This is a genomic window from Dehalococcoidia bacterium, from assembly GCA_035310145.1.
Taxonomy (GTDB): domain Bacteria; phylum Chloroflexota; class Dehalococcoidia; order CAUJGQ01; family CAUJGQ01; genus CALFMN01.
In genome coordinates this window covers 1-23968 of record DATGEL010000042.1, presented here as the reverse complement: position 1 = coordinate 23968, position 23968 = coordinate 1, and the positions used below count along the sequence as shown (strand labels likewise).

18 protein-coding genes and 2 tRNA genes are annotated in these 23968 nt (G+C 68.2%); 11 read left to right on the top strand and 9 right to left on the bottom strand.

Going from position 1 to position 23968, the window contains the following annotated elements:
• Positions 1-107 precede the first annotated feature (107 nt).
• The 4 genes from cysS to VKV26_08115 all read right to left on the bottom strand — a co-directional run bounded on the left by cysS (position 108) and on the right by VKV26_08115 (position 2649).
• On the bottom strand, positions 108-1319 hold the full coding sequence (gene cysS, locus VKV26_08130) for a cysteine--tRNA ligase (protein HLZ69860.1): 1212 nt from the start codon (positions 1317-1319) through the stop codon (positions 108-110).
• Positions 1320-1620: 301 nt separating this feature from the next.
• Complete coding sequence (locus VKV26_08125; protein HLZ69859.1) at positions 1621-1983, bottom strand: MmcQ/YjbR family DNA-binding protein; 363 nt, start codon at positions 1981-1983, stop codon at positions 1621-1623.
• Positions 1984-2020: 37 nt separating this feature from the next.
• Positions 2021-2452, bottom strand: coding sequence for a VOC family protein (locus VKV26_08120; GenBank protein ID HLZ69858.1), 432 nt, complete (start codon positions 2450-2452; stop codon positions 2021-2023).
• Complete coding sequence (locus VKV26_08115; GenBank protein HLZ69857.1) at positions 2449-2649, bottom strand: hypothetical protein; 201 nt, start codon at positions 2647-2649, stop codon at positions 2449-2451. The genes VKV26_08120 and VKV26_08115 overlap by 4 nt, the downstream gene beginning before the upstream one ends.
• Positions 2650-2891: 242 nt before the next feature.
• Here VKV26_08115 and VKV26_08110 point away from each other — a divergent pair, with 242 nt between their 5' ends.
• The 11 genes from VKV26_08110 (at position 2892) to rodA (ending at position 16197) form a co-directional block, all read left to right on the top strand.
• Complete coding sequence (locus VKV26_08110; GenBank protein HLZ69856.1) at positions 2892-3242, top strand: adenylate/guanylate cyclase domain-containing protein; 351 nt, start codon at positions 2892-2894, stop codon at positions 3240-3242.
• Positions 3182-5695, top strand: coding sequence for a tetratricopeptide repeat protein (locus VKV26_08105; protein ID HLZ69855.1), 2514 nt, complete (start codon positions 3182-3184; stop codon positions 5693-5695). Before VKV26_08110 ends, VKV26_08105 begins: the two co-directional genes overlap by 61 nt.
• Positions 5696-6003: 308 nt before the next feature.
• Positions 6004-6423: a Uma2 family endonuclease gene (locus VKV26_08100; GenBank protein ID HLZ69854.1), complete on the top strand. Its 420-nt coding sequence runs from the start codon at positions 6004-6006 to the stop codon at positions 6421-6423.
• 70 nt (positions 6424-6493) lie between these two features.
• A complete protein-coding gene (locus VKV26_08095; protein HLZ69853.1) occupies positions 6494-7618 on the top strand; it encodes a DUF362 domain-containing protein in 1125 nt (374 codons plus the stop codon).
• A gap of 97 nt (positions 7619-7715) precedes the next feature.
• The gene (locus tag VKV26_08090; protein HLZ69852.1) at positions 7716-8180 is read left to right on the top strand and encodes a GNAT family N-acetyltransferase; all 465 of its coding nucleotides are present in this window, start codon (positions 7716-7718) and stop codon (positions 8178-8180) included.
• A 62-nt stretch (positions 8181-8242) separates the two neighbouring features.
• On the top strand, positions 8243-10288 hold the full coding sequence (gene ligA / locus VKV26_08085) for an NAD-dependent DNA ligase LigA (protein HLZ69851.1): 2046 nt from the start codon (positions 8243-8245) through the stop codon (positions 10286-10288).
• 193 nt (positions 10289-10481) lie between these two features.
• Positions 10482-11546, top strand: a complete 1065-nt coding sequence (locus VKV26_08080) for a rod shape-determining protein (protein HLZ69850.1) — start codon at positions 10482-10484, stop codon at positions 11544-11546.
• A gap of 127 nt (positions 11547-11673) precedes the next feature.
• Positions 11674-12504 (top strand): rod shape-determining protein MreC, encoded by an 831-nt coding sequence (gene mreC / locus VKV26_08075; GenBank protein ID HLZ69849.1) that lies wholly within the window; start codon positions 11674-11676, stop codon positions 12502-12504.
• Positions 12501-13007 (top strand): hypothetical protein, encoded by a 507-nt coding sequence (locus VKV26_08070; GenBank protein ID HLZ69848.1) that lies wholly within the window; start codon positions 12501-12503, stop codon positions 13005-13007. The genes mreC and VKV26_08070 overlap by 4 nt, the downstream gene beginning before the upstream one ends.
• Positions 13008-13054: 47 nt before the next feature.
• Positions 13055-15076 (top strand): penicillin-binding protein 2, encoded by a 2022-nt coding sequence (gene mrdA, locus VKV26_08065; protein ID HLZ69847.1) that lies wholly within the window; start codon positions 13055-13057, stop codon positions 15074-15076.
• Positions 15077-15078: 2 nt separating this feature from the next.
• Positions 15079-16197 (top strand): rod shape-determining protein RodA, encoded by a 1119-nt coding sequence (rodA, locus tag VKV26_08060; GenBank protein HLZ69846.1) that lies wholly within the window; start codon positions 15079-15081, stop codon positions 16195-16197.
• 4 nt (positions 16198-16201) lie between these two features.
• Here rodA and radA read toward each other — a convergent pair whose 3' ends face one another.
• The 5 genes from radA to VKV26_08035 form a co-directional block, all read right to left on the bottom strand.
• Positions 16202-19087: a DNA repair protein RadA gene (gene radA, locus VKV26_08055; protein ID HLZ69845.1), complete on the bottom strand. Its 2886-nt coding sequence runs from the start codon at positions 19085-19087 to the stop codon at positions 16202-16204.
• Positions 19088-19369: 282 nt separating this feature from the next.
• Entirely contained in the window at positions 19370-21832 is a 2463-nt protein-coding gene (locus tag VKV26_08050; GenBank protein ID HLZ69844.1) for an ATP-dependent Clp protease ATP-binding subunit, read from the bottom strand.
• 81 nt (positions 21833-21913) lie between these two features.
• Positions 21914-23275, bottom strand: coding sequence for a S1 RNA-binding domain-containing protein (locus VKV26_08045; GenBank protein HLZ69843.1), 1362 nt, complete (start codon positions 23273-23275; stop codon positions 21914-21916).
• Between the two features lie 394 nt (positions 23276-23669).
• Positions 23670-23742, bottom strand: a tRNA-Ala gene (locus VKV26_08040).
• 26 nt (positions 23743-23768) lie between these two features.
• Positions 23769-23842 (bottom strand) — tRNA-Ile (locus tag VKV26_08035).
• Positions 23843-23968 lie beyond the last annotated feature (126 nt).

The following is a 23968-nucleotide window of genomic DNA, read 5'->3' as shown; positions in this document are numbered from 1 at the left end:
TCGACCGCCGCCTGCTGCCTGCTGCACGCCGGCGATGACGAACGCTGCTTCCTCAAGCTCCGGACGCGGCTGCGGCTCGGGGAGCCGGCGGCGCAACCTGCTTCGCCCTACGCCCCTCGCCCTTCGCCCAGGTGCAGGCCGAGCACGCCGCCGAACTCGCGCAGGTCGCGCTGCAGCGCCTCAGCCTCGCGGCCGTCGGCGCGGGCCTGCTCGATTGCGCCGGCCATCTCCGCCAGCAGGGCAAGCACCGCCGGCGTGTTGAGGTCGTCGTCCATCAGCGCGAAGAAGCGCTCGGTGAACGGCCCACCGGCGCCGCCCGCCTTGATCGCCTCGCCCTTCGCGCCCGGCTGGGGACCGGCGGCGCGGGCGAGGCGGGTGGCCAGTTCGGAAGCGCGGCGCAGCTCCGCCTCGTCGTAGTCCGGCGACTCGCGGTAGTGCGTACTCAGCAGGTAGAGGCGGATCGCGTCGCTGGAGTAGGTTTCGAGCAGGTCGGACACCTGGATCAGGTTCTTGAGCGACTTGCTCATCTTCTCGCCCGCCAGCCGCACCATGCCGACGTGCGCCCAGGCCCGCACCACCGGCGACACGCCCAAGAATGCCTCCGACTGGGCGATCTCGCACTCGTGGTGCGGGAAGACGAGGTCGTGCCCGCCGCCGTGCACGGTCACACTTTCGCCCAGGTAGCGCAGGGCCATGGCGCTGCACTCGATGTGCCAGCCGGGGCGGCCCTCACCCCAGGGGCTGCTCCAATGCGGCTCGCCGGGCAGGCTGCGCTGCCAGAGAGTGAAGTCGCGGCGGTCGTGCTTGAGCGCGTGCAGCCGCTCCGGCTCCGTATCGGAGATCAGCGCCTCGCCCGTGCGGCCGCTGAGCCGGCCGAAGCGCGGGAAGGCGGCGGCGCGGAAGAAGACGTGGCCGTCCACGACGTACGCTGTGCCCTCGGCCACCAGCTTCTGCCCCATGGCGATCATGTAGGCGATCTCTTCCGTCGCCTTCGGGTTGTAGGTCGGCGGGCGCACGTTGATCGCGCGCATGTCGCAGTCGTAGAGCGCCACGTTCTCGTCCACGACCTTCGTCGTCGGCTCCTCCAGCTCGCGGGCGCGGCGGATAATGTCGTCGTCCACGTCGGTGATGTTCTGCACGTGCGTCACCGCGTGGCCGCGGAACTCGAGATAGCGGCGCAGCGTGTCGAAGGTGACGGCGACGAAGGCGTGGCCGAGATGCCCGACGTCGTAGGGCGTGATGCCGCAGACGTAGATGGTGACGGGCGTCTCCGGCGCGATCGTGACCGTGCCGGCGCTGAGCGTGTCGTAGATCTGCATGCCTCTGCCTTAGGGAATCGGGGATGTGCCAGACCGCGGAGCGGGCTGTTGAAACCAACACGGAACAGTATAGGGGATAGGGCGCAGGGCGTTGGGCGTAGGGAGACGGCGGCGCCGGCCGCACGGCTGGAGCGCGCGTGATTGGCTTCACGGGCCGCGGCTTCGGGAGGCGAAGGGAATCTACGCGCACATCGGGGAGCAGCGACCGCGGAGAAGCCGGGCAAGCGCTGCGCCGCGATTGGCCCAACCGGGCGAATCGCGGCGCCGGTGTATCGCGTGCTGGCTCAGCCTGATCGAGTGATCAGGCCGACGGGGCTGGAAGCAGCTTTGTCAGCCGCCTGGGCGCGGTCATGCGGTAGCTTTCAAGCACGAAGCCGGCGATCTCCTCCCAGTCCGGCCCTACGTCCAGGTGCACGCCGATCCAGCCGTTGCGCCCGACGTACGGCGGCACGAAGAAGCGTGTCGGATCGGCGCCGACGAGGATCTGCTGTGCGCCGGGCGGCGCCTTGCACCAGAGCGAGGGGCGACCGTCGCCGCCGGCCTGCATGGCGAAGATCTTCTCCCGCACGCGGAACGTCGGCGTCTCTTCCCAGGTCAGTTTCTCCGTCGCCTCGGGCAGGGCGAGGCAGATCGTGCGCAGCTCGGCCAGCGGTTCGATCGGCATTGGGGTCATCCTTACGGCGCCTGGGCGGGGAGTGAGCTTACTTCATCTGTACCGGCTCGAAGTCCGGGTTGGGCGTCATGATGCTCCAGCGGTGGCCGAACGGATCGACCACCCAGCCGCCGCGGCCGTAGGGCTCATCTTGGAGCGGACGCTCGACCGTCGCGCCCGCGTCCAGCGCCCGCTGGAAGGCCGCGTCGGCGTCGTCCACGTCGAACACGAACGAGGTCGAGTTGCCGCCCAGGCTGCGCGGACTGAAAACGCCAAGCTCCGGCGCCTCGTCGGAAAGCATCAGCAGCGTGTCGCCGATCACGATCTCGGCGTGGCCGATGCGTCCGTCCGGCATCTCCAGCCGGTACCGTTCCGTGGCGCCGAAGGCCCGCGTGTAGAACTGAATTGCCTCGGCCGCGCCCTTGGCGCAGAGATAAGCCGTCACCCGGCGCACGCCGGTGTGCGTTTGCGTCGCGTTCATGGTCTTCCTCCGATTATGTTCCCAGCACGGGCTCGCGCCGCGGCTGAGGCGTGCGGCAGGTAGTTGCCGATGCTCCAGAGGTTGCCTTCGGGGTCGCCCACGGTGAAGGCGCGGCAGAGCCAGTCGATCGCGGCGGGCGCGTCCTGAAAACTGATGAAGGGGAAGTAATTTGCGGTTACGGTCGGTGGATTGGTCATTGCCGGTCTCCGCCCTTTTTCGGCCGTAGTACAAACGTTCTAACTGCCGGCGAAGCGCCTGTCAAGCGAGAGCACGAGGCGGGAGCGCCGACGCCATCCCTTCAAGTGTGGCATTGAGTTGCCGTGCCGCAGACCATCGTTCCGTCGAGCGCCCAGTTCACTGCCACGCTCGGCCCTGAGCCGGCCTTGCCACCTTGCTAGAATGGGGCGCATCTTTCAGACGTGCGCCTCGAGGCCGCGCCATGGCCGAGCTGCCCACCGGCACGATCACGTTTCTGTTTACCGACGTCGAGGGCTCGACGCGGCTGTGGGAGCAGCATCCTCAAACGATGCGCGGCGTGATGGCCCGCCACGACGCCCTGCTCACCGAGATCTTCGCGCGGCACGACGGCGTGGTGGTACGCCCGCGCGGCGAGGGCGACTCGCTGTTCGCCGTGTTCGTGCGCGCCTCGGCTGCCGTGGCCGCGGCGCTGGCGGGGCAGGGGCGCTTCAGGCCGAGGACTGGGGGGCGGTCGGGCCGCTGCGGGTGCGCATGGCGCTGCACACCGGCGAGGCCGACCTCAGAGAGGGCGACTACTACGGCAGCGCCGTGAACCGCTGTGCCCGCATTCGCGGCGCCGGCCACGGCGGCCAGGTCTTGCTCTCCGAGGCGACAGCCCAGCTCGTGCGGGAGGCGCTGCCGCCCGGCGCGAGCCTGCGCGAGCTGGGCCGCCACCGCCTGCGCGACCTCAGCGAGCCGGAGCGGATCTTCCAGCTCGACGCCACCGGCTTGCCCAACGCCTTCCCGCCGCTGAAGACACTGGACGCCCACATTCACAACCTGCCGCTCCAGCTCACCAGTTTCATCGGGCGCGAAGGTGAACTGGCTGCGCTTGTGGTGCTGCTCGATCAGCACCGGCTGGTCACCCTGACCGGCCCCGGCGGCACCGGCAAGACGCGCCTGGCGTTGCAGGTGGCGGCCGAGCTGCTGGATGCCTTCCCCGACGGCGTCTTCTTCGTCGACCTGGCGCCGCTGCACGAGCCGACGCTCGTGCCCCCCGCGGTCGCGCAGGTCCTCGGGGTGCAGAGCCTGCCGGAGGTGCCGGCCCGCGAGAGTGTCGTGCGCTTCCTGCGCGACAAGCGGCTGCTGCTCGTGTTGGACAACTACGAGCATCTGCTCCCCGCCGCGGAGTTTGTCGGCGCGCTGCTGCAGGCAATCCCTACGGTGTCCGTGCTGGTGACGAGCCGGGCGCCGCTGCGCATCTCCGGTGAATGGGAGGATCCGGTCGCCCCCTTGCCGCTGCCCGACGCCGACCAGGCGTCGCTGGCGGCCCTGCAGCCGAACCCGGCGGTCGGCCTGTTCGTGCAGCGCGCCCAGGCGCTGCGGCCCGCCTTCGCGCTGAGCGCGGAGAACGCCGCCAGCGTGGCGGCTATCTGCACCCGGCTGGACGGCCTGCCGCTGGCGATCGAGCTGGCGGCCACGCGGGTACGGGTGTTGCCGCCGGCCGCGCTGCTTTCGCGGCTGGACCAGCGCTTGCCGGTGCTGACCGGCGGAGTCCGTACGCTGCCGGCGCGGCAGCAGACGCTGCGCGCCACCATCGCCTGGAGCTATGCCCTGCTTGCGCCCGCCGAACAGGTGCTCTTCCGCCGACTCGGCGTGTTCGTCGGTGGTTTCGAGTTGAGCGCGGCGGAGACGGTTGGCGCAGACGAGGACGGCAGGGGTACGGATGTGCTGGAGGGGATCGCGACGCTGGCGGAGCATAGCCTGATCCAGGCACGGCCGGCGGTGGAAGGCGAGCCACGCTTCGCGATGTTGGAGACGATTCGTGAGTTCGCGCTGGAACAGCTGGTGGCGAGCGGTGAGGAGGCGGCGGTGCGTGGCCGCCATGCGCGGGCGATGCTGACGCTGGCTGAGTCCTCGGAGCAGGGGATGATGGGGCGGGGGCGCACCGCGTGGTTGGCGCGGCTGGGGGCCGACCGCGACAACCTGTGGGCGGCGCTGCGCTGGCTGCGCGATCAAGGCGAGATCGAGCCGGCGCTGAACCTCGTCGGCGCTCTGGTGTTCTGGTTCCAGTTCGACGCCAGGCGAGAGGATCTGCGCGAGATTGAGGCGTTGATGGCCCTGCCGGCCGCCGCCGGACACACCGCGGCGCGCGCCCGCGCGCTGCTCACCGCGGGCATGGTCGCCCTCCCGTTTGACTTATTCCAAACCGCTGCCGCTCGGTGCGCCGAGAGCGCGGCCATTTGGCGCGAGTTGGGAGACAGCCGGCGGTGCGCTCTTGCCCAGATACGTCACTCGACTGCACTGAGCCGCATCGATCCGGCTGCCGCCCGCATGCTGGCCGGAGAGAGCGTTGCTTTCCTGCGTTCCGGCCACGACCAATGGAGCCTTGGTGTCGCGCTGATTGCGCTGGCGGTGGCCCTGCAGGCTGAGGGTGACCCGGAGGCCGCCAGACCATTGTTCGAGGAAGCCCTCGCGATCTTCAACGAGCTCGGCGATCCGTGGGCGCCGACCCGGCCTCTCTATTTCCTTGCGCTGATCGCCTTCGAGCGCGGCGACATGGCGGAGGCGCTGACGCTGGCGGAACGATCGGCAGCAGCGAGTCGGGCGTCGGGTATAGCGAGCCGGGCATCGGGTATGCGCCTCTTCCTGCCGAACGGGCTCGAGCTGGCGGGGCGCGCTGCCCTGCAGCAGGGCGACCTGCAGCGGGCGGAGGAATATCTGGCCGCTGCACTGCGGCTGTTCTGGGAGCGCCGCATGCCCGGGGGTACGGTGTCGGTACTCCACGCGTTCGGGCTTTGTGCTGCCGCGCACGGCGATCTCCAGGCGGCAGTGCGGCTCATCGGCGCCGCCGCGGTGCTGGAGGAGGCAAACGAGACGTCGGTTCAACCCCAGTACAAAACAGACACCGAGCGGACGTTGCTGGCGGCCCGAGCGGATCTGGGCGACGCCGCATTTGAGCAGGCATGGCAAGAGGGTCGTGGGCTGAGCGAGAGCCAGGCCGTGGCCGAGGCGCTGGCGCTGGCCGTGGAGCCCCGGCAAGGCGCCCACTCCGCGACCACCTGATTTTCATGTACGTCATTTGGGAGAGTGCCACGCTGGAAGTGGCGCAGCGAACGGTGCGGGACGGCGAAGGGGCAAGGCGATAGTCGCGAGAGAGTTTGAGCGACGGCTGCTCACGCTCGACGAATACGAGCGCACGATCGAGGCCGGCATCCTGGGCGAGGACGAGCGCCTTGAACTCTGGGAAGGAGAGATCCTCTGCACGTCGCCCATCGGCAAGAAGCATCAGGCCGGTGTGGGCCGTCTGGCGAACGTATTTGGCGGCAGGCTTCACGGAGCGGCGGTTGTGCGGGCACAGGGCTCGTTTCGGCATGCACGACGGCTCGGAGCCGGAGCCCAACCTGCTGCTGTTGCGCCATCGTGATGACGTCTACGAGGATGCTCTGCCGGGCCCGGCGGATGTGCTGCTGGTCGAAGTCGCGGACAGCTCGCTGGCGATCGACCGCGATCAGAAGCTGCCGCGCTACGCCGCCGCCGGTACCGTCGAGGTCTGGATCGGGGATCTGCAGGGCGATGGGCTGCTCGTCTACCGCGAGCCTAAGACATGGTTTCAAAACCGGCGTTCACGTTCGATCGCATCTCTGCAAGCGGGAACCCGAGCCGGTTTTGAAACCATCTGTAAGGATGGGCGCTACACGAAGACTGAGCTCGTTGAAGGCGGCACGCTCTCGCCCCTCGCCTTTCCCCAGCTCGTGCTCGCGCTTGACGACGTGCTCGGCCCGCGCGACTGAGCGGTGGTTCGGGGTCGGCAGAGTACACTGAAGGCGGAACACCTCGCAGTGTCAGCCGCAAGGATCGCTCATGCAAGCGCAGACCCAGCCGCGCGAGGGCACCGGGTCACGGCCGCTGGCCGGCCGTGTCGCCGTGCTCTACACCAGCGCCCACACCGTGCTGCCCGACATCGCCCGGCTGATGGAACTGGCCGGCGTGCGCGAGGCGCTTGACCCCGCCGCGCCCACCGCGCTCAAGGTCAACATCTCCTGGCAGCGCTACTATCCCGCCTGCTCCACCAGCCCGTGGCAGCTCGACGGCGCGATCCGCGGCCTGCGCGGCGCCGGCTACCGCGACCTCGTCGCTGTGCAGAACGGCACCGTCGTGGTCGATTCGCACGAGGGCGAGCGGCGCAACAAGCACCTCGGCGTCTTGCGGCGCCAGTGCGTGCCCAGCGTGCACGTCACCGACGCCGGCACGAAGCGGGTGCGCTACGCGCCGAAGGCCGAGCTCCTGGCGCTGGACCGCATCTTCCCCGACGGCATCGAGATTCCCGAAATCCTGTTCGGCAAGAACGTCGTGCATCTGCCCACGCTGAAGACACACGTCTTCACCACGATCACCGGTGCGATGAAGAACGGCTTCGGTGGGCTGCTGGACAACAACCGCCACTGGGCGCACGCGCAGATCCACGAGACGCTGGTCGACCTGCTGGCGATTCAGCAGGAGATCCACGCCGGCGTCTTCGCGGTGATGGACGGCACGATCGCCGGCGACGGCCCCGGCCCCCGCGCCATGCGCCCGCACGTCAAGAACCTGCTGATCGCCGGCAGCGACCTGGTCGCCGTCGATGCCGTGTCGGCGAAGCTGCAGGGCTTCGCGCCGCTCTCGTTGCCCTTCATCCGCCTGGCGCACGAGCGCGGCCTCGGCGTGGGCGACCCCGAGCAGATCGAGATCGTCGGCCTCGACATCAGCGGCATCGACTTCGGCTTCAGCCGCAGCGAAGACACCTTCGCCAGCCGCGGCCAGAAGCTGATCTACTGGGGTCCGCTCAAGCGCTTCGAGCACGCGCTGCTGCGCTCGCGCATTGCGCCGTGGTCGTTCGTCGCCTCGAACCTCTACCACAACGGCTTCTGGTACCCGTTCATCGGCCGCCGCCGGGCCACCCAAATGCGCGATACCGAATGGGGCCGCCTCTTCCGCCGCTACCGCTGAGCGACTGAATCGCACACCTCGAAATCCCCCTCTCCATTCCACAGCTTCCCGCTCTCCATTCCACAGCTCCATTCCACAGCTTCCCCCTCTCCATTTCATGGAGAGGGGGCCAGGGGGTGAGGCCACGCCGCTCACGCTGCGCCCCTGCCGCATCGAGGACATCCCGGCCGTGCTCGCGCTCTGGCAGCGCGCCGGCGCCGTGCCGCGGCCCACCGACCATGCAGCGGCCCTGCGGCTGCGGCTGGAGCGCGACGCCGAGCTGTTCCTGCTGGCCCTGGACGGCGATCGGCTGGCCGGCAGCCTGCTGGGCGGCTGGGACGGCTGGCGCGGCAATATGTACCGCCTCGCCGTCGATCCGGACTACCGGCGCACGGGCGTCGCGCGCCGGCTGGTGCTGGCCGTCGAGTCGGCGCTGCGGGCAAAGGGCGCCGAGCGCATCACCAGCCTCGTCTTCGAAGCCGAGCCGGGCGCCGCCGCGTTCTGGCGCAACGCCGGCTACGCGCCCGACCCGGCCACCCGCCGCTACGCCAAAGATCTGCCGCAACGCACTGACCCGACCTGAGCGCGGCGCCCATTCGCGTTGCTGTTATTGAATTACAGAACAGGTGGTCGTATACTGGGTCCATGACCAGCGACGAGCGGGACGAACGGGACTATCAAGCGGCCAAACAGCGCGTCGAGGAGCTGCGCGCGCTGATCGCCAACGCCAACTACCGCTACTTCGTGCTCGACGAACCGGAGGTCGCCGACGCGCAGTACGACGCCTGGATGCGCGAGCTGCGCGAGCTCGAAGCGCGCTTCCCCGACCTGATCGCCCCGGATTCGCCCACGCAGCGCGTCAGCGGTGAGCCTTCGGAGAAGTTCGCCGAGGTTATCCACCGCGTGCCGATGCTCAGCCTTGGCAACGCCTTCAGCGCCGACGAACTGCGCGCCTGGTATCGCCGCGCCTGCGAGCGGGCGGACGAGGAGCCGCTGGAGCTGGTCTGCGAGCTGAAGATCGACGGCCTTGCCGTGGCGCTCGTCTACGAGCACGGCGAGCTGATGCAGGGCGCCACGCGCGGCAACGGCGTGCAGGGCGAGAACGTGACCGCCAATCTCAAGACGATTCGCAGCGTGCCGCACCGCGTGCCCGACGGGCCGCCGCGCTTTGAAGCGCGCGGCGAAGCCTACATGACGCGCAGCGGCTTCGAGCGGCTAAACGAGCAGCGCGCCGCGGCCGGCGAACGGCTCTTCGCCAACCCGCGCAACGCCGCGGCTGGTTCCGTGCGCCAGATCGACCCCAGGATCACCGCCTCGCGCCCGCTCAGCACCTTCATCTATCAGCTGGGCTGGGTGGATGGCGCCGAGCCGCCGGACACGCAGTGGCAGGCGCTGAATCTGTTCAAGCAACTCGGCTTCCGCACCAACCCCAATATCCGCCTGGTGCCAGACATTGAGGCCGCGATCGCCTTCACCGAAGAGTGGGGGCCGAAGCGCGAGACGCTCGACTATGACATCGACGGCATCGTGATCAAGGTCAACAGCCTCGAAGTGCAGCGGCGGCTCGGCTTCGTCGGCCGCGACCCGCGCTGGGCGATCGCCTTCAAGTATCCCGCCGTCGAGGCGACGACGAAGCTGCTCGACATCGGCCTCAACGTCGGCCGCACGGGCACGCTCAACCCCTACGCCATCCTCGACCCGGTGCAGCTCGGCGGTGTCACCGTCGGCCTCGCCACGCTACACAACGAAGAGGATATCCGCCGCAAGGACATCCGCATCGGCGACACCGTGATCGTACGGCGGGCCGGCGAGGTCATCCCGCAGGTGGTCGGACCCGTCGCCTCCCTGCGCACGGGCTCGGAAGCACCCTGGTCGATGCCCGAGACCTGCCCCGTCTGCGGCACGCCGGTGGCGCGGCCGGAGGGCGAGGCGATGGTCTACTGTCCCAACCGCGCCTGCCCGGCGCAGTCGTTCCGACTGCTCACCCACTTCGTCAGCCGCGGGGCGATGGACATCCAGGGCATCGGCGAGGCGCTGGCGCAGGCTCTCTTGACCGCCGGCCTCGTCTCCGACCCGGGCGATCTCTACGCCCTGCAGAAGGAGCAACTGGCGGCGCTGGAGCGCATGGGCGAGAAGAGCGCGCAGAACGTGCTCGACCAACTCGAGGCGAGCAAGCAGCGGCCCTTCGGCGCCGTGCTCTTCGCGCTTGGCATTCGCCATGTGGGCGAGGAGAACGCCAAGCTGATCGCCGCGCATTTCGGCACCATCGACGCCGTCATCGCCGCGACGGAGGCCGAGTTGACGGCCGTGCCCGGCGTGGGGCCGCGCATCGCGCAGAGCATCGAGGAGTTTTTCCAGGACGAGCAGAACCGCGCCGTCGTCGAGAAGCTGCGCTCCGCCGGCGTGCGCCTGGCCGAGGAGCCGCGCGAGCAGCGGGAAGGCCCGCTCAGCGGCACACAGTGGGTGATCACCGGCTCGCTCAACGGTCTCGGCATCTCGCAGGCCGAGGCCGAGCAGCAGCTCGAACGGCTCGGCGCCACGATCGGCCAGAGCGTCACGCGCAAGACCTTCGTACTCGTCGTCGGTGAAAAGCCGGGCTCCAAGCTGCAGAAGGCGCAGCAGTACGGCATCCGCACGATCGATACGCGGCAACTCGCGCGGGTGCTGGAGTCGGGAACGCTGCCCGAATAACGCAGTCCTCTGGCCCTGGCACCTCTCCAGCGGGCTGTTTGCTGCTTCGATAGACTTTCAATCTCATCCGAAGCGCTAAGTTTCCGGCCTGTGGCGCGGCCTTTGCCCCTCGATCTGGCTGGGATATACTCAACGGGCCGTGCGCCGCGCCGGCCGGCCCCGTCCGCGCGGCCGACGAAGGGAGTCGCAGCCATTGGCTTTTAACCCCCTGTCGACGCTCTTCGGGCTGTTCTCGCACGATGTCGGCATCGACCTGGGTACTGCAAATACGCTCGTAATGGTGAAGGGGAAAGGCATCGTTATCGACGAACCGTCGGTCGTGGCCATCGACCGGGGCACGAAGCGGATTCTGGCGATCGGCGCCGAGGCGAAACGCATGGTGGGCCGCACGCCCGCCAACATCGTCGCCGTGCGGCCGCTCAAGGACGGCGTGATCTCGGACTTCGAGGTCACGGAGAAGATGCTGCAGCACTTCATCCGCTCCGTGCATGAGCGCTTCGGCTTTGGCTTCCCCCGCCCGCGCGTGGTCGTCGGCATTCCGAGCGGCGTGACCGAGGTCGAGAAGCGCGCCGTGCATGATGCCGCCTTGAACGCAGGCGCCCGCGCGGCCTATCTGATCGAGGAACCGATGGCGGCGGCGATCGGCGCCGGCCTGCCGATCATGGAGGCCAGCGGCACCATGATCGTGGACATCGGCGGCGGCACGACCGAAGTCGCGGTAATCGCGCTCGGCGGCATCGTCGTCAGCACCTCGATCCGCACCGCCGGCGACGAGATGGACCAGGACATCATCGCCTACGCCCGCCAGGTGCATAACCTCTTGATCGGCGAACGCACCGCCGAAGATATCAAGGTCCACGCCGGCTCGGCCTATCCGCTCGAGCCGGAAGTGCAGGTGCAGATCCGCGGCCGTGACCTCGCCACCGGCCTGCCCAAGTCCGTCGACGTGAGCAGCGTCGAGATCCGTGATGCGCTCTCCGGTTCGATCAACGCGATCGTGGACGCGGTGCGCTCCACGATCGAGATCACGCCGCCTGAACTGATCGCCGACCTGATGGCGCACGGCATAGCCCTGGCCGGCGGCGGCGCCCTGCTGCGCGGCCTCGACCGGCGCCTCTCACAGGAGACGCGCTTCCCCGTCTACGTCGCGGAGGATCCGCTCACCTGCGTGGTGCGGGGCACCGGCGACGTGTTGGAAGAGACCGCGATGCTGGCCAAAGTGCAGGCGCGGCTGGCGCAGCGGAGGCCACCGCGATGAGCCTCGCCGCGATGAGATGCGGACAGGTTGCGAGCGCGCCGCGGCGGGTCGTTCCCGCACGAGCGCGGCCAAAGCCTGGCGACATACCGCCTGACGTTCTGGTACCGGTAGCGGTGGGCTGCGTCTGATGTCGCTTTCACGCCCGCTGACGTGGACGCTCTCGATGTTGCTGCTGGCGCTGGCGGCGCTGGGGCTCGCGCGCGCCGGCGGGGCGAACCCGGTGGTGAACGTCGCCGCCCGCGTCCTCGACCCGATCGCCGGCGGCATTCACGCGCTGACGGCGCCCGTCGCGGACTTCGTCACCAATGTGGGCGACTACGGCTCGCTGCGCAAAGAGAACCAGGATCTGCGCGACCAGAATCAACGGCTGAGCACGCAGCTCAGCCAGTTGCGCGAGCAGCAGGCGCAGCAGCAGCAGGTCAACGACCTGAACGGTACTACGCAGCTCTTCCCCAACCAGGACTTCACCCTCGCCGGCGTGATCGCGCGCGACCCCAGCAACGTGCGCGACGCCGTGCTGATCGACAAGGGCACCGGCGACGGCGTGAAGAGCGGCATGGTCGTCGTCGGCAAGGACGGGGCGCTGATCGGCACCGTCTACCGTGCGCTCGCCGGCTCTGCCTGGGTGCGGCTGATCACCGACCCCGACAGCGACGTCAACGGCATGGTGCAGGAGACACGGGCGATGGGCACGATCAGTGGCCAACTCGGCCATAAGCTGCAACTGCAGTTCGTGGCCGAGGGCACCGACGTGAAGCCCGACGACACCGTGATTACCTCCGGCCTCGGCGGCAACTATCCCAAAGGGCTGCTGATCGGCCGCGTGACCAAAGTCCTGGGCAAGCCGCTGGACGTGCAGGAGACGATTGAAGTCGAGCCGGCGGTGCGGCCGGGCACGCTGGAGAGTGTACTGGTGATGACGAGCTTCGTACCTTCGCGCGTGGACGCGGGCCAGTGATCTGGTACGCGGCGGCGCCGCTGACGCTGCTCGTTGCGCTGCTGCAGATCGGCGCGGCGCCGTCGCTGGTATTCTTCGGCGTGCACGCCGATCTGCCCGTGGTCTGGCTCTGCTGCTGGGGCGTGATTCGCGGCCGCCAGGAAGTGTTGGCGCTGATCCCAATCGCCGGCCTGACGATCGGCCTGGCCGGGGGCGAGCCGCTGGGCGCTTCACTCCTGGCGCTGCTGCCCGTGGCTGCGCTGGCGGCGCTGGTGGAGGCCAGCCCGGCGCGCGGGCGTTTCCTGACGGCGATCGCCATCACGGGGATGTGCAGTATTCTCTATACGTTCATCCATGCGGGCGCCGCCTCGGCCGCTGGCGAGGGGCTGGGGCCGCCGCTTAACCTGCTGCTGGTGGCGCCGCGCGCTGCCGCGCTCGACCTGATCACCGCGGCGCTCTGGTTCTGGCCCATGCGGCTGGCCTGCGGGCGGCGGCCGCGGGCTGGCAGCTTCCGTCGCGCCTAGAATACCGAGTGGTGCAGAAACCGGGCTGAGAGCGGGGTGGGGGGACTATGGGATGGTTCAGCCGGGAACGGCGCTGGCGTTCGCAGCCGCGCCGCGCACACACCGAGGAGGATGGGGCCCGCACCAGCGGCCGGCGCCTGATCGTGATCCGGCTGGCGGTGACGCTGCTGTTCTGTGCGCTTTCGTTGCAGCTTCTGCGCTTCCAGCTCTGGAGCGGCGGGCGCTACCAGCTCAAGGCGGAGAGCAACCGGCTGCGCCTGGTGACGGTGCCCGCGCCTCGCGGCTTGATGTACGACCGTAACCACAACCCGCTGGTGCGCAACGTTGCCTCCTACACCGCCGTGATCGTGCCCGCCGATTTGCCGAAAGGGCAGGAGAACGACGTCTATTTCCAGCTCAGCAGCGTGATCGGCGTGCCGCCCGACCAGATCGAGCAGAAGGTGGCCGATTCGCTCAAGCGCAACGACCCCTTCACGCCCGTCGCCGTCAAGGAACAGCTCGACCAGAAGACGGTGCTGACCCTGGCCGAGCTGCGGCACACGCTGCCCGGCGTGGACATCCGCTATGACACGGAGCGCCAGTACAGCGACCCGGTGCTGATGTCGCATATCTACGGCTACGTCGGACCGATCAACCCCGACAACGTCAGCGACTACGAGGCGCGCGGCTATCAGCAGGACGACAAGGTCGGCCAGACCGGCCTGGAGTACACCTACGAGGACCAGTTGCGCGGCACGCCAGGCCGGCAGCAGATCGAGGTGGATGCCAGCGGCCGCGAGCTGGAGCAGCTGGGCGTCGAGCCGCCGAAGCCGGGCAACAGCCTCGTGCTCTCGATCGACCTCGACCTGCAGCAGCACATCACCGATATCATGCAGAAGTCGCTGAACCAAACCGGCTCCGACCTCGGCGTGGCGATCATGATGGACGTGCACACCGGCGAGATCCTCGCCTACGTTTCCCTGCCGAACTACGACGTGAGCAAGTTTGCCACCGGCATCTCGCAGAGCGACTTCGACGCGCTGCTGAACGCCGCCGGCAAGCCGCTCACCGACCACGCGATTCAGGACGCCTACCCGCCCGGCAGCACGTTCAAGGTCATCGTCGGCTCCGGCGCCCTGCAGGACGGCATCGCTACGACGAACACCACGCTGATCAGCCACGGCGCCTTCAACGTCACCGGCGACCCGGCCAATCCCGCCTACGTGTATGACTGGGCGGACCTCGGCAAACTGGACTTCCTTCATGGCCTGGCGATGTCGTCCGACATCTACTTCTACTGCCTCTCCGGCGGCTGCCCCTTCCTGCCCGGCGGCGGCCTGGGTAGAGGACTCGGCGCCGACCGCATCGCCTACTGGGCGCGCGATTTCGGCCTCGACACGGCCACCGGCATCGATCTGCCGAACGAGGTCTCCGGCCTGATCCCCGATACGGCCTGGGCGGCGAAGAACCTGAAGAACGCGGACGGCAGCCCCGCCCACTGGTACATCGGCGACACCTACTTCATGGGCATTGGCCAGGGCTACGACACGGCCACGCCGATCCAGATGGTGCGCGTGGCGGCGGCGCTCGCCAACGGCGGCGACCTGCTGCGGCCGCACATCGTGCGCGAGGTGGACGACGCCAGCGGCAACGTCGTGGTGCCGCCGCAGAAGCAGGTGGTCAAGCACCTCGACGTGAGCGACGCGAACCTGGCGCTCATCCGCCAGGGCATGGCGATGGCGGTGGAGGGCGGCAGCGCCGCCACGGCGTTCGTGCCCGGGCTGCACATCGCCGGCAAGACGGGCACGGCCGAGTTCGGCAACGCAATCTCCAAGCCGACCGGCGACTCCGAGAACCTGAACCCGCTGCAAAACGGCACCTACAACGAGCACGGCTGGTTCATCTCCTTCGCGCCGTACGACAACCCGCAGGTGGCGCTGGTGGTTTTCCATAACAAGGGCGGCGGCGCGGCCACGGCGGCGCCGACGGCAAAGAAGATCTGGGATTACTACTTCAACCAGTACAAGCAGGGCAACCCGAATCCGGAGGCGAGCCCCACGCCGGCAGCCACTCAGCAGGCGGGAGGCTAGCCGTGGTACGCGACCTGCGCCGCTTCGACTTCCTGATGCTGCTCGCCTGCCTGCTGCTCGTCGGCTATGGGCTGGCGCTGATCTACTCCGGATCGCTGGCGCGCTACGGCTCAGGCCACGCGGCGATCACGCACGTCGTGATCAAGCAGGCGGCCTTCGCCGCCCTCGGCCTGTTGCTGATGCTGCTGCTCACGCAGCTCGACTACCGCGCCTGGAACGCGCTGGCGCCGATCCTCTACGCCGTCTCCGTGCTGGCGCTGATGGCCGTGCTCGTGATCGGCCACAAGGAGTTCGGCTCGCGGCGCTGGTTTCCGACGCCGGTTCTGCAGCTGCAGCCATCAGAGCTGGCCAAGCTGGTGACCATCGTCTTCCTGGCGAAGTATCTGGCCGATGATGGCCGCCGGGTGCGCACGGCGCGCGGGTTTCTCTTTACGCTCGGCCTCGCGGCGCTGCCGGCAGGGCTCGTCTTTCTCGAACCGGACCTGGGCACGGCCGTTGTCTTCCTCGCCGTTTGGCTGGGCATGATCTACGTGGCCGGCGCCCGCATGCGCCATCTGCTGACGTTCTTCGGCGCCTGCGTGGCGGCGGTGCCCTTCATGGTGCTGATCGGCCTCTCCGGCTACCAGAAGGACCGCTTCCAGAGCTTCATCGATCCGGCCAAGGACCCGCTGGGCGCCGGCTTCAACATCCTGCAGTCGGAGATCAGCATCGGCTCGGGCGGGCTCTGGGGGAAAGGCTTCACGCACGGACCGCAGACGCAGCTTGCGTACTTACGCACGCAAACCACGGACTACGTGTTCAGCGTGCTGGGCGAGGAGCTGGGCTTCATCGGCGCGATGGTGCTGTTCTTCCTCTTCATCGTGTTGCTCTTCCGCGGCCTGCGCACGGCCAGCCGCTCGCCCGACGACTTCGGCCGCTACATCGCCACGGGCATCGTGATCATGATCGTGGCGCAGACCTTCATCAACATTGGCGTCAACGTGCGTCTCTTTCCGGTGACGGGCATTCCGCTGCCCTTCATCAGCCAGGGCGGCAGCTCGCTGCTGACGATGTTCGTCGCCGTGGGCATCCTGCAAAGCATCGCCGTCAGACGCAGAGCCACGCCCTTCCGGGTCTCGTGAAGGGCTACAGCGCCAGCGCCTTCTCGACGCCTTCCACCAGCGTGGCGGCCGGGTGCAGCTGCATCGTGGTTTGCGGGCGGCCGCGGCGCAGGGCGGCGGCAGGCAAGATCGCGTGGCGGAAGCCGAGCTTTTCTGCCTCGGCCAGGCGCCGGTCGAGGTGGCCGACCGAGCGCAGCTCGCCGCTGAGGCCGACTTCGCCGATCGCGACGAGGTCGCCGGGCAGGCGCAGGTCTTTGAAGCTCGAGGTGATCGCCAGCGCCAGGCCGAGGTCGGCCGCCGGCTCCTGCACACGCAGACCGCCGGCCACGTTGACGATCACGTCCTGGTTGTGCAACTGCATGCGCACGCGCTTGGCGAGCACGGCGGTGATCAGGAGCAAGCGGTTGGTTTCGATCCCGTGCGCGGCGCGACGCGGCATCGACATCGAGCTGGTCGTGGTCAACGCCTGCACTTCGACCAGCATCGGCCGCGTGCCTTCGAGCACGGGCACGATCACGCTGCCGATCGCGCCCTCGGCCCGCTCGGCCAGGAAGATCTCCGAAGGATTCTCAACCTCACGCAGGCCGTCGTTCGCCATCTCGAAGACGCCGACCTCGCTGGTGGCGCCGTAGCGGTTCTTCACACCACGCAGCAGGCGGTAGCTGCTGAAGCGCTCACCCTCGAGGTAGAGCACCACGTCGACCAGGTGCTCCAGCAGCCGCGGCCCGGCGATCTCGCCCTCTTTTGTCACGTGCCCGACGATGAAGGCCGGCACGTGGCCGCGCTTGGCCCAGCGCATCACGCGCAGCGTCGCCTCGCGCAGTTGCACCACGGTGCCGGGCGCGTTCGGCAGCTCCGGCGTGAAGGCGGTTTGGATTGAGTCCACCACCACGAGATCGGGCTGCACACGGTCGGCGGTGGCCAGCGCCTCGTCGATGTCCGTCTCGGTCAGGAGGAAGAGCCGCTCGCCCGTAATGCCCAACCGGGCGGCGCGCAGCTTGAGCTGGTGCGCCGACTCCTCGCCGGAGATGTAGAGGACATTCTTGCCATTCGATGCAATATTGGCCGTTACCTGAAGGAGCAATGTGGAGTTGTGGACGATGAGGTCGTTGGCGACGAAGTTATGATCGCCGCAAACAGTGAGATCGTATGTGGGCTCCTCACCCACTGGCGTGACGCTCGCGATCTCATCCCAGTAGGTGTCGCTCTCCACCAGTTGTTGCGGATACCGCGATGGGTATGCCTTCGCGACGGCCGCGACCGTCTTGCGCGCAAGCGGCCGGTCGTGTCGGCGATCCCGCAGCGTGACACCGGCGAGGGCGGACGCAGTGCGGAACATCACTGCGGGCGAGGCAGGCACGTTCTTCGAGTCACTGCCGATCGCAGCGCGGATCTCGGCCCAAAAGCGGTCGCTGGTGGGAATCGTGTCCCAGTGGGTGGAAGCTCCATCGGGATCGGGCATCGCCTCGATCTGCCGCCGCGCCTCCTCTCGTCCCCAGATCCCGATCTCGCTTAGGAATCGCTTTACATGCTGCACGCCGAGCAGTTGCAGCTCGTATGCGGTATACGGCTCGTCGTTCACCTTCGAATGCTTCGTTCTGATTCGCGTGACGAAGCCGAATCGCAGCAACAGATGCTGAACGTCGTCGGCCAGGCGTCTGCTTTTGGTGCTGTATGAAATACCAGGCGTACCCGCGCCATTGACGTAGACCGATCCATCGCAGGAGAAGAGCACGCGCAGGAAGAGCGCCAGTTGCGGCCGGGGCAGACGAAAAACGATCTCCGGAACAGCCTTCGTGCGGGCTTTGCTGAAACGTACGCCAACCGACTCCAGCAGCCGCGCTACCGGCGTCCGCATCTCGGCACGCTCACGTGCCACGGGCGCGAGGTCCGCGAGCGACACGTTCGCCGCGCTGGCCAGCCGCTCAAGCTCCACCTGGCTCGGCACGCACGTCCCACGCCGCCAGAGATTGAGCATGCCGTAACTCACCCGTGCACGCCGAGCCCACGCAGCCCAGGTGATACCGGACCTTGTCTGCACGAGTTTGAGTGCGGCGGCAAGCTCTCCGCGAGCCCGTGCACGCTCTCCGATCGGCTGCACAAAGCGAAACTGCTTCGCGATGCTGCCCCGCTTCGGGTAGACCCTGAGTGTGAGCCCGTACCAATGCGCCAGCTCCTCCAGATCGCGCTCGACGTACGGCAGTGCAGACGTCACCGTCACCTGGCTCGTTGCCGATCCATCGGAGAGCGCATACGCGATCAGCCGCACATCATGCTCGCCCAGGGACTCGCGCCCGAAGTACGGCAGCGCACGAGGGCTTGCGATCCGCCCCCCTGCCGCCAGCTCGCTCACCGACCGCCAGCCGTCGGGCGTCAACAGCGGGTGGCTGGCCGTGCAGCGCAAGACGCGCCCAAGACGAGTCGTCACCTCTACGATGGGCTGGACCCCGCTGTCGCAGAACGCCGCGACCGGACGAGGCTGCAACCGATGCGTTTCGCCAGCTAACGCCACTACCGAGCGCTGCTGCGTCGCCCAGGCGGTGATGGGAAGAAAGTCGCCGGTGCTCGGGTCAAGTACCCGCGTATTGCCGGCGAGGCACTTGCCGATGCCCGGATCCCCGCCGATCAGCACGAGCGAGCCGGGCACGGCGCCGCCGCCCAGCACGCGGTCGAACTCGGCGATGCCCAGCGGCAGGCGCGGGTGCGCGTCGCCCGAAAGCCGCGCGACCTCGACCGGCTCGGCGCCGGAGCCATTGCGCGAGGAAGGTCGCCCCGGCGCCACGGGCTTGACCGTGCGCTCGACAAAGGTGTTCCAGGCGCCGCACTCGGGGCAGCGGCCCTGCCAGCGCAGCGACTCGACACCGCACTCCTGGCAGACAAACAGCGTGCGTTCCTTCTTCGCCTGGGCCATCGGCCCTCATCCTCTCCTGTTTCCTTCCCCCATTCGTTGCACGATGGGGGAAGGAGACGATCCTGCCGTGAGCGTTCCGGTTCTCCTGCGGTTAGCCCAACGACGTCCGCGTCGTGCTGCGCCCGATCGCCCCTCGCCCAGGATTGGGCGAGGGGTATGTGAAATGAGGTGAGGGCCGAGTAGGCCGCCCGCCACGCTGCCCGTCAGCACTGTTGTTCTAGTATAGCAGGCGCGAAGAGAGGGCGGGGGATGCCCGCCCTCTCAGAAGCGACCACGGAATACCTACGCCAGCGCCGGCTCGGAGACGCCGTTGAAGACGAGCTTGTCATCCTCGGTGTCGATGACGATCTTGTCGCCGGTGGCGAAGCGCTCCTGCAAGAGCGCCTCGGAGAGCTTGTCCTCGATCTCGTTCTGGATCACGCGCCGCAGCGGGCGGGCGCCGAACACGGGATCGTAGCCCTTCTCGCCGAGCCAGTCCTTCGCCGCCTCGGTGACCTCGAGCACCACGCCCTTGGTCATCAACTGCTTCTCCACGTCGCGCAGTTGCAGATCCACAACGGAGCGGATGTGCTTGCGGCTGAGCGCGTGAAAAACGACGGTGCCGTCGATACGGTTGAGGAACTCGGGACGGAAGACGTTCTTCATCTCGCCCAGGACCTTGTCCTTCATGCGGTTATACGCGGCGTCGGCGTCCTTCACTTCGTCCTCGCGCACGAAGCCGAGCTGCGAGTTGCGCCGGATCAGCTCCGCGCCGACGTTGCTGGTCATGATGATGATCGTGTTGCGGAAGTCCACCCGCCGGCCCTTGGCGTCCGTCAGATGCCCCTCGTCGAAGATCTGAAGCAGCATGTTGAAGACATCGGGGTGGGCCTTCTCGATCTCGTCGAGCAGGATCAGACAGTAGGACTTGCGGCGCACGGTGTCGGTGAGCTGGCCGCCGTCGTCGTAGCCGATGTAGCCAGGAGGCGCCCCGACCAGGCGGGCGACGGTGTGCTTCTCCATGAACTCGCTCATATCGAGCTTGATCATGGAATCTTCGGTGCCGAACATGAACTCGGCCAGCGCCCGTGCCAAAAGCGTCTTGCCGACGCCGGTGGGGCCGAGGAACATGAAGACGCCGATCGGCCGGCGCGGGTCTTTGAGGCCGGCGCGGGCGCGGCGCACGGACTTGGCGATCGCCGTGATCGCCTCGTCCTGGCCGATCACCTTGGAGTGCAGGCCCGACTCCATCTGCAAGAGCCGCGCCGACTCTTCCGAGGCGATGCGGGCGAGCGGGATGCCCGTCCACATGCTGACGACCTCGGCGATGTCCTCCTCGGTGACCAGCGGCTTGTCATCGTCGCGCTCGGTCTCCCAGCCCTCCTCCATCTTCTCGATCTTCTCCTGCAGCTTGACCTCGCGGTCACGCAGCTCGGCCGCGTACTCGTACTGCTGCGAAGAGATCGCCGCGTCCTTCTCGCGCCGCAGGCTTTCCAGCCCGCGCATCGCCTCTTTCAGCGACGGCGGCGTGGAGGACTTGCGGATGCGCACGCGGGAAGCCGCCTCGTCCACGAGGTCGATCGCCTTGTCGGGCAGGAAGCGGTCGGCGACGTAGCGGGAGGCCAGCTCGGCTGCCGCCTTCAGCGCTTCGTCGGTGATCGTCAGCTTGTGGTGCTCTTCGTAGCGTTCCTTGATGCCGCGCAGGATCTCGACCGTGTCCTCGACGCTCGGCTCCTCCACCACGATCGGCTGGAAGCGCCGTTCGAGCGCCGCGTCGCGCTCGATGTGCTTGCGATACTCGTCGAGCGTGGTGGCGCCGACGCACTGCATCTCGCCGCGGGCGAGCGACGGCTTGAGGATGTTCGCCGCATCGACGGCGCCTTCGGCCGCCCCGGCGCCGACGAGCATGTGCAGCTCATCGATGAAGAGCACGCAGTTACCGGAGGTCTTGATCTCCTCGATGACCTTCTTCAGCCGCTCCTCGAACTCGCCGCGGTACTTGGTGCCGGCCACCAGCGAGCCGATGTCCAGCGTGAGCAGGCGCTTGCCTTGCAGCGTCTCCGGCACTTCGCCGGCGACGATGCGATGCGCCAGCGCCTCGGCGATCGCCGTCTTGCCGACGCCCGGCTCGCCGATCAGCACCGGGTTGTTCTTCTGCCGGCGCGAGAGGATCTGGATCACCCGCTCGATCTCTTTGGCCCGGCCGATCACGGGGTCGAGCTTGCCGGCCCGCGCCGCCGCCGTCAGGTCCATACCGAGCTGGTCGACGGTGGGCGTGCGCGTCTGCGTGCGCCCGCCCTGCGGCTGGGCGCCCTGCGGCTGGCTCTGGGCGAGGATGCGCGTCGTCTCGGCGCGCACGCGTTCTAGGTTGACGCCGAGCGACTCGAGCACACCGGCGGCGATGCCCTCGCCCTCGCGCACGAGGCCGAGCAAAAGGTGCTCCGTGCCGATGTAGCCGTGGTTGAGGCGCCGCGCCTCGTCCACGGCCAGCTCGATGACTTTCTTGGCCCGCGGCGTGAGGCCGATCTCGCCCAGCACGGCGCGGTCGCCCCGGCCGATGATGAACTCCACGGCCGAGCGGACCTTGTTCAGCTCGACGCCGAGGTTGGCGAGGACCTTGGCAGCGACCCCCTCCCCCTCGCGCACCAGGCCGAGCAGCAGGTGCTCGGTGCCGATGTAGTTATGGTTGAAGCGCTGCGCCTCTTCCTGTGCGAGGGTCAGGACCCGGCGTGCCCGCTCGCTGAACTTATCAAATCTATCCGGCATTGTTGTCTCCGTTGTGCGACATCCGTCGCGGCGCGCCGTCGTCCCTGTCGTTCTGCCGCGCGAGGCGGCGTTGCTGATCTATTATCGGTCCTGGGTTGCTCCCGCGCTATCCGCCGGCGCCTCGTGGTTGGCGCTCTCCGATCCGCCATTGGCGGCCGGAGCGGCGCTCGCTCCCGGTGGTGCGGCCGGCTCCGGCGCCGCGCTTTCCGCAGCGCCACCATCGCGGCCACCGGCCTGCTCGGGCGAGACGCCGAGGCGCGGGCCGACGCTGGCCAGCACCTCCGGGGGTACGTAGTCTACACCACCCTCGACGTCGAAGCCCCAGCCCTCGGCCTCGGCCTGATCGCGTGCCGCCTTCAGGCTAAGGCCGAGCCGGTGCCGGTCGCGCTCGATGCGCACGATGCGCAGGGGCAGGATGTCCCCCTCCTTGACGACTTCCTTGGGATGTGTGATGCGCCGGTCCACCAGCTCGGAGACGTGCACCAGCCCCTCGACGGGACCGTCGATGCGGGCGAAGGCGCCGAAAGTGACGAGCTTGGTGACGCGGCCGACGACCATCTCGCCCTGACGGTAGCGGTCGGCGATCTCTTCCCAGCGCTCGGGCTGCGCCCGCCGCAGGGAGAGGGCGATCTTCTTGGTCTCGGGGTCGACCTTCATCACGAAGGCATCGACCTCATCGCCGATGTGGTAGATCTCCTCGGGCGAGCGGTTGCGATCCCAGGAAAGCTCGGAGAGGTGCGCCAGGCCGTCGGCGCCGCCGAGATCGACGAAGACGCCGAAGCTGCGCACGCTGGTGATGCGGCCGCGGCGGATCTCGCCCTCGCGCAGCTCGGAGAGCAGGCGGTCTTTCTGGGCGCTGCGCCATTCTTGCATGGCGGCGCGCTCGGAGAGGATCACGCGGTTGCGGCGGCGGTTGATCTCGATGACCTTGACGCGGAGCTGGCGGCCAGCCATGGCGGCGAGCGAGTTTTCGCTGACTTCGCCGTCCGGGTGCTCGGGCCGCACGCCCACGACCTGAGAGAGCGGCACGAAGGCGTTTACGCCCTCGACGTTGACCAGCAGGCCACCCTTGTTGTAGCCGGTGACCTCGGCCTCGAAGCTTTCGCCCTCTTCGAAGCGTTGCTGAAGCACACGCCAGCCGCGCTCGCCGCGGGCGCGGTCGAGCGAGAGCAGCACCTGGCCCTCAGGCGTCTCCGGCTGGAGGACGTAGGCCAGGACGGTATCGCCGACGTTGATCCGGGACATGGGCTCGGCGCCGAGCGAGTGCATCTCGTTCGGCGGGATGATGCCCTCCGACTTCGAGCCGAAGTCCACGAGCACGCCGTCGCGCAGCAAGCCCATGACCCGGCCCTCAACCACGTCTCCGCGGCGCAGCGTCCGGAAGTCAAGGCTTTCATCCTGGAGCAGCGACTCCATGTCCTGGAAGCGGTCCTCGTCGGTCAATCCAGGACTCCTTCATACGGCGTTCGATGTTTCGATCCTCAGCCGGCCCACCGCGCGTGGTGCAGCCGGGCGCGAGCGGGCCATCATGCGGCCATGTGCGCTGAGGCGGTGAACCCTCCGTCCGGCGGTGCTGTTCTGCCTGCGTACTGGGGACAGTGATCCACAGTCTGAATTATAGCACCGGCGCAAGGGGCAGTAGAAGCAAACCGGACGCCCCTGGAGCGGTCGAACGGGGGAGCAGATTTCAACAGGTTGCGGGCAGGCAACAGGACCTGCCGGCGCGGGCTGGCGCCGCCGCCGCGGCCGACCGGGAGCAACCAAAAAGCAGGCTCCTGGCGTTCCAGCCGGAGCCCGCCGACGAGGCTGCCTGATCGCGGGAGCACGGGCCTCGAGGTGGAGCCGAGGAGATTCGAACTCCTGACCTCCGCCGTGCAAAGGCGGCGCTCTCCCAGCTAAGCTACGGCCCCAAGACAAGATGCCGGCGCGGGGAAGGTGGGCCATTCTGGACTCGAACCAGAGACCTCGGTCTTATCAGGACCGCGCTCTAACCAGCTGAGCTAATGGCCCCCACGGCGGCCTTACGCGCCTGAAGAGCAGCAGGAAGGCGGGGGGTGAGAAGGAGGGTGGGGCGGGTGGTGCACGGCCGTTTTTGTGTCCCGCCGGCCGGTGCGTGCGGGGGCGGGCCGCGTCGCC

What these genes read in the sequence shown, in the direction of transcription:
- cysS (HLZ69860.1), bottom strand. Translation starts at nt 1,319, where the DNA reads ATGCAGATCTACGACACGCTCAGCGCCGGCACGGTCACGATCGCGCCG.
- VKV26_08125 (HLZ69859.1), bottom strand. Translation starts at nt 1,983, where the DNA reads ATGCCGATCGAACCGCTGGCCGAGCTGCGCACGATCTGCCTCGCCCTG.
- VKV26_08120 (HLZ69858.1), bottom strand. Translation starts at nt 2,452, where the DNA reads ATGAACGCGACGCAAACGCACACCGGCGTGCGCCGGGTGACGGCTTAT.
- VKV26_08115 (HLZ69857.1), bottom strand. Translation starts at nt 2,649, where the DNA reads ATGACCAATCCACCGACCGTAACCGCAAATTACTTCCCCTTCATCAGT.
- VKV26_08110 (HLZ69856.1), top strand. Translation starts at nt 2,892, where the DNA reads ATGGCCGAGCTGCCCACCGGCACGATCACGTTTCTGTTTACCGACGTC.
- VKV26_08105 (HLZ69855.1), top strand. Translation starts at nt 3,182, where the DNA reads ATGGCGCTGCACACCGGCGAGGCCGACCTCAGAGAGGGCGACTACTAC.
- VKV26_08100 (HLZ69854.1), top strand. Translation starts at nt 6,004, where the DNA reads ATGCACGACGGCTCGGAGCCGGAGCCCAACCTGCTGCTGTTGCGCCAT.
- VKV26_08095 (HLZ69853.1), top strand. Translation starts at nt 6,494, where the DNA reads ATGCAAGCGCAGACCCAGCCGCGCGAGGGCACCGGGTCACGGCCGCTG.
- VKV26_08090 (HLZ69852.1), top strand. Translation starts at nt 7,716, where the DNA reads ATGGAGAGGGGGCCAGGGGGTGAGGCCACGCCGCTCACGCTGCGCCCC.
- ligA (HLZ69851.1), top strand. Translation starts at nt 8,243, where the DNA reads ATGACCAGCGACGAGCGGGACGAACGGGACTATCAAGCGGCCAAACAG.
- mreC (HLZ69849.1), top strand. Translation starts at nt 11,674, where the DNA reads ATGTCGCTTTCACGCCCGCTGACGTGGACGCTCTCGATGTTGCTGCTG.
- mrdA (HLZ69847.1), top strand. Translation starts at nt 13,055, where the DNA reads ATGGGATGGTTCAGCCGGGAACGGCGCTGGCGTTCGCAGCCGCGCCGC.
- radA (HLZ69845.1), bottom strand. Translation starts at nt 19,087, where the DNA reads ATGGCCCAGGCGAAGAAGGAACGCACGCTGTTTGTCTGCCAGGAGTGC.
- VKV26_08050 (HLZ69844.1), bottom strand. Translation starts at nt 21,832, where the DNA reads ATGCCGGATAGATTTGATAAGTTCAGCGAGCGGGCACGCCGGGTCCTG.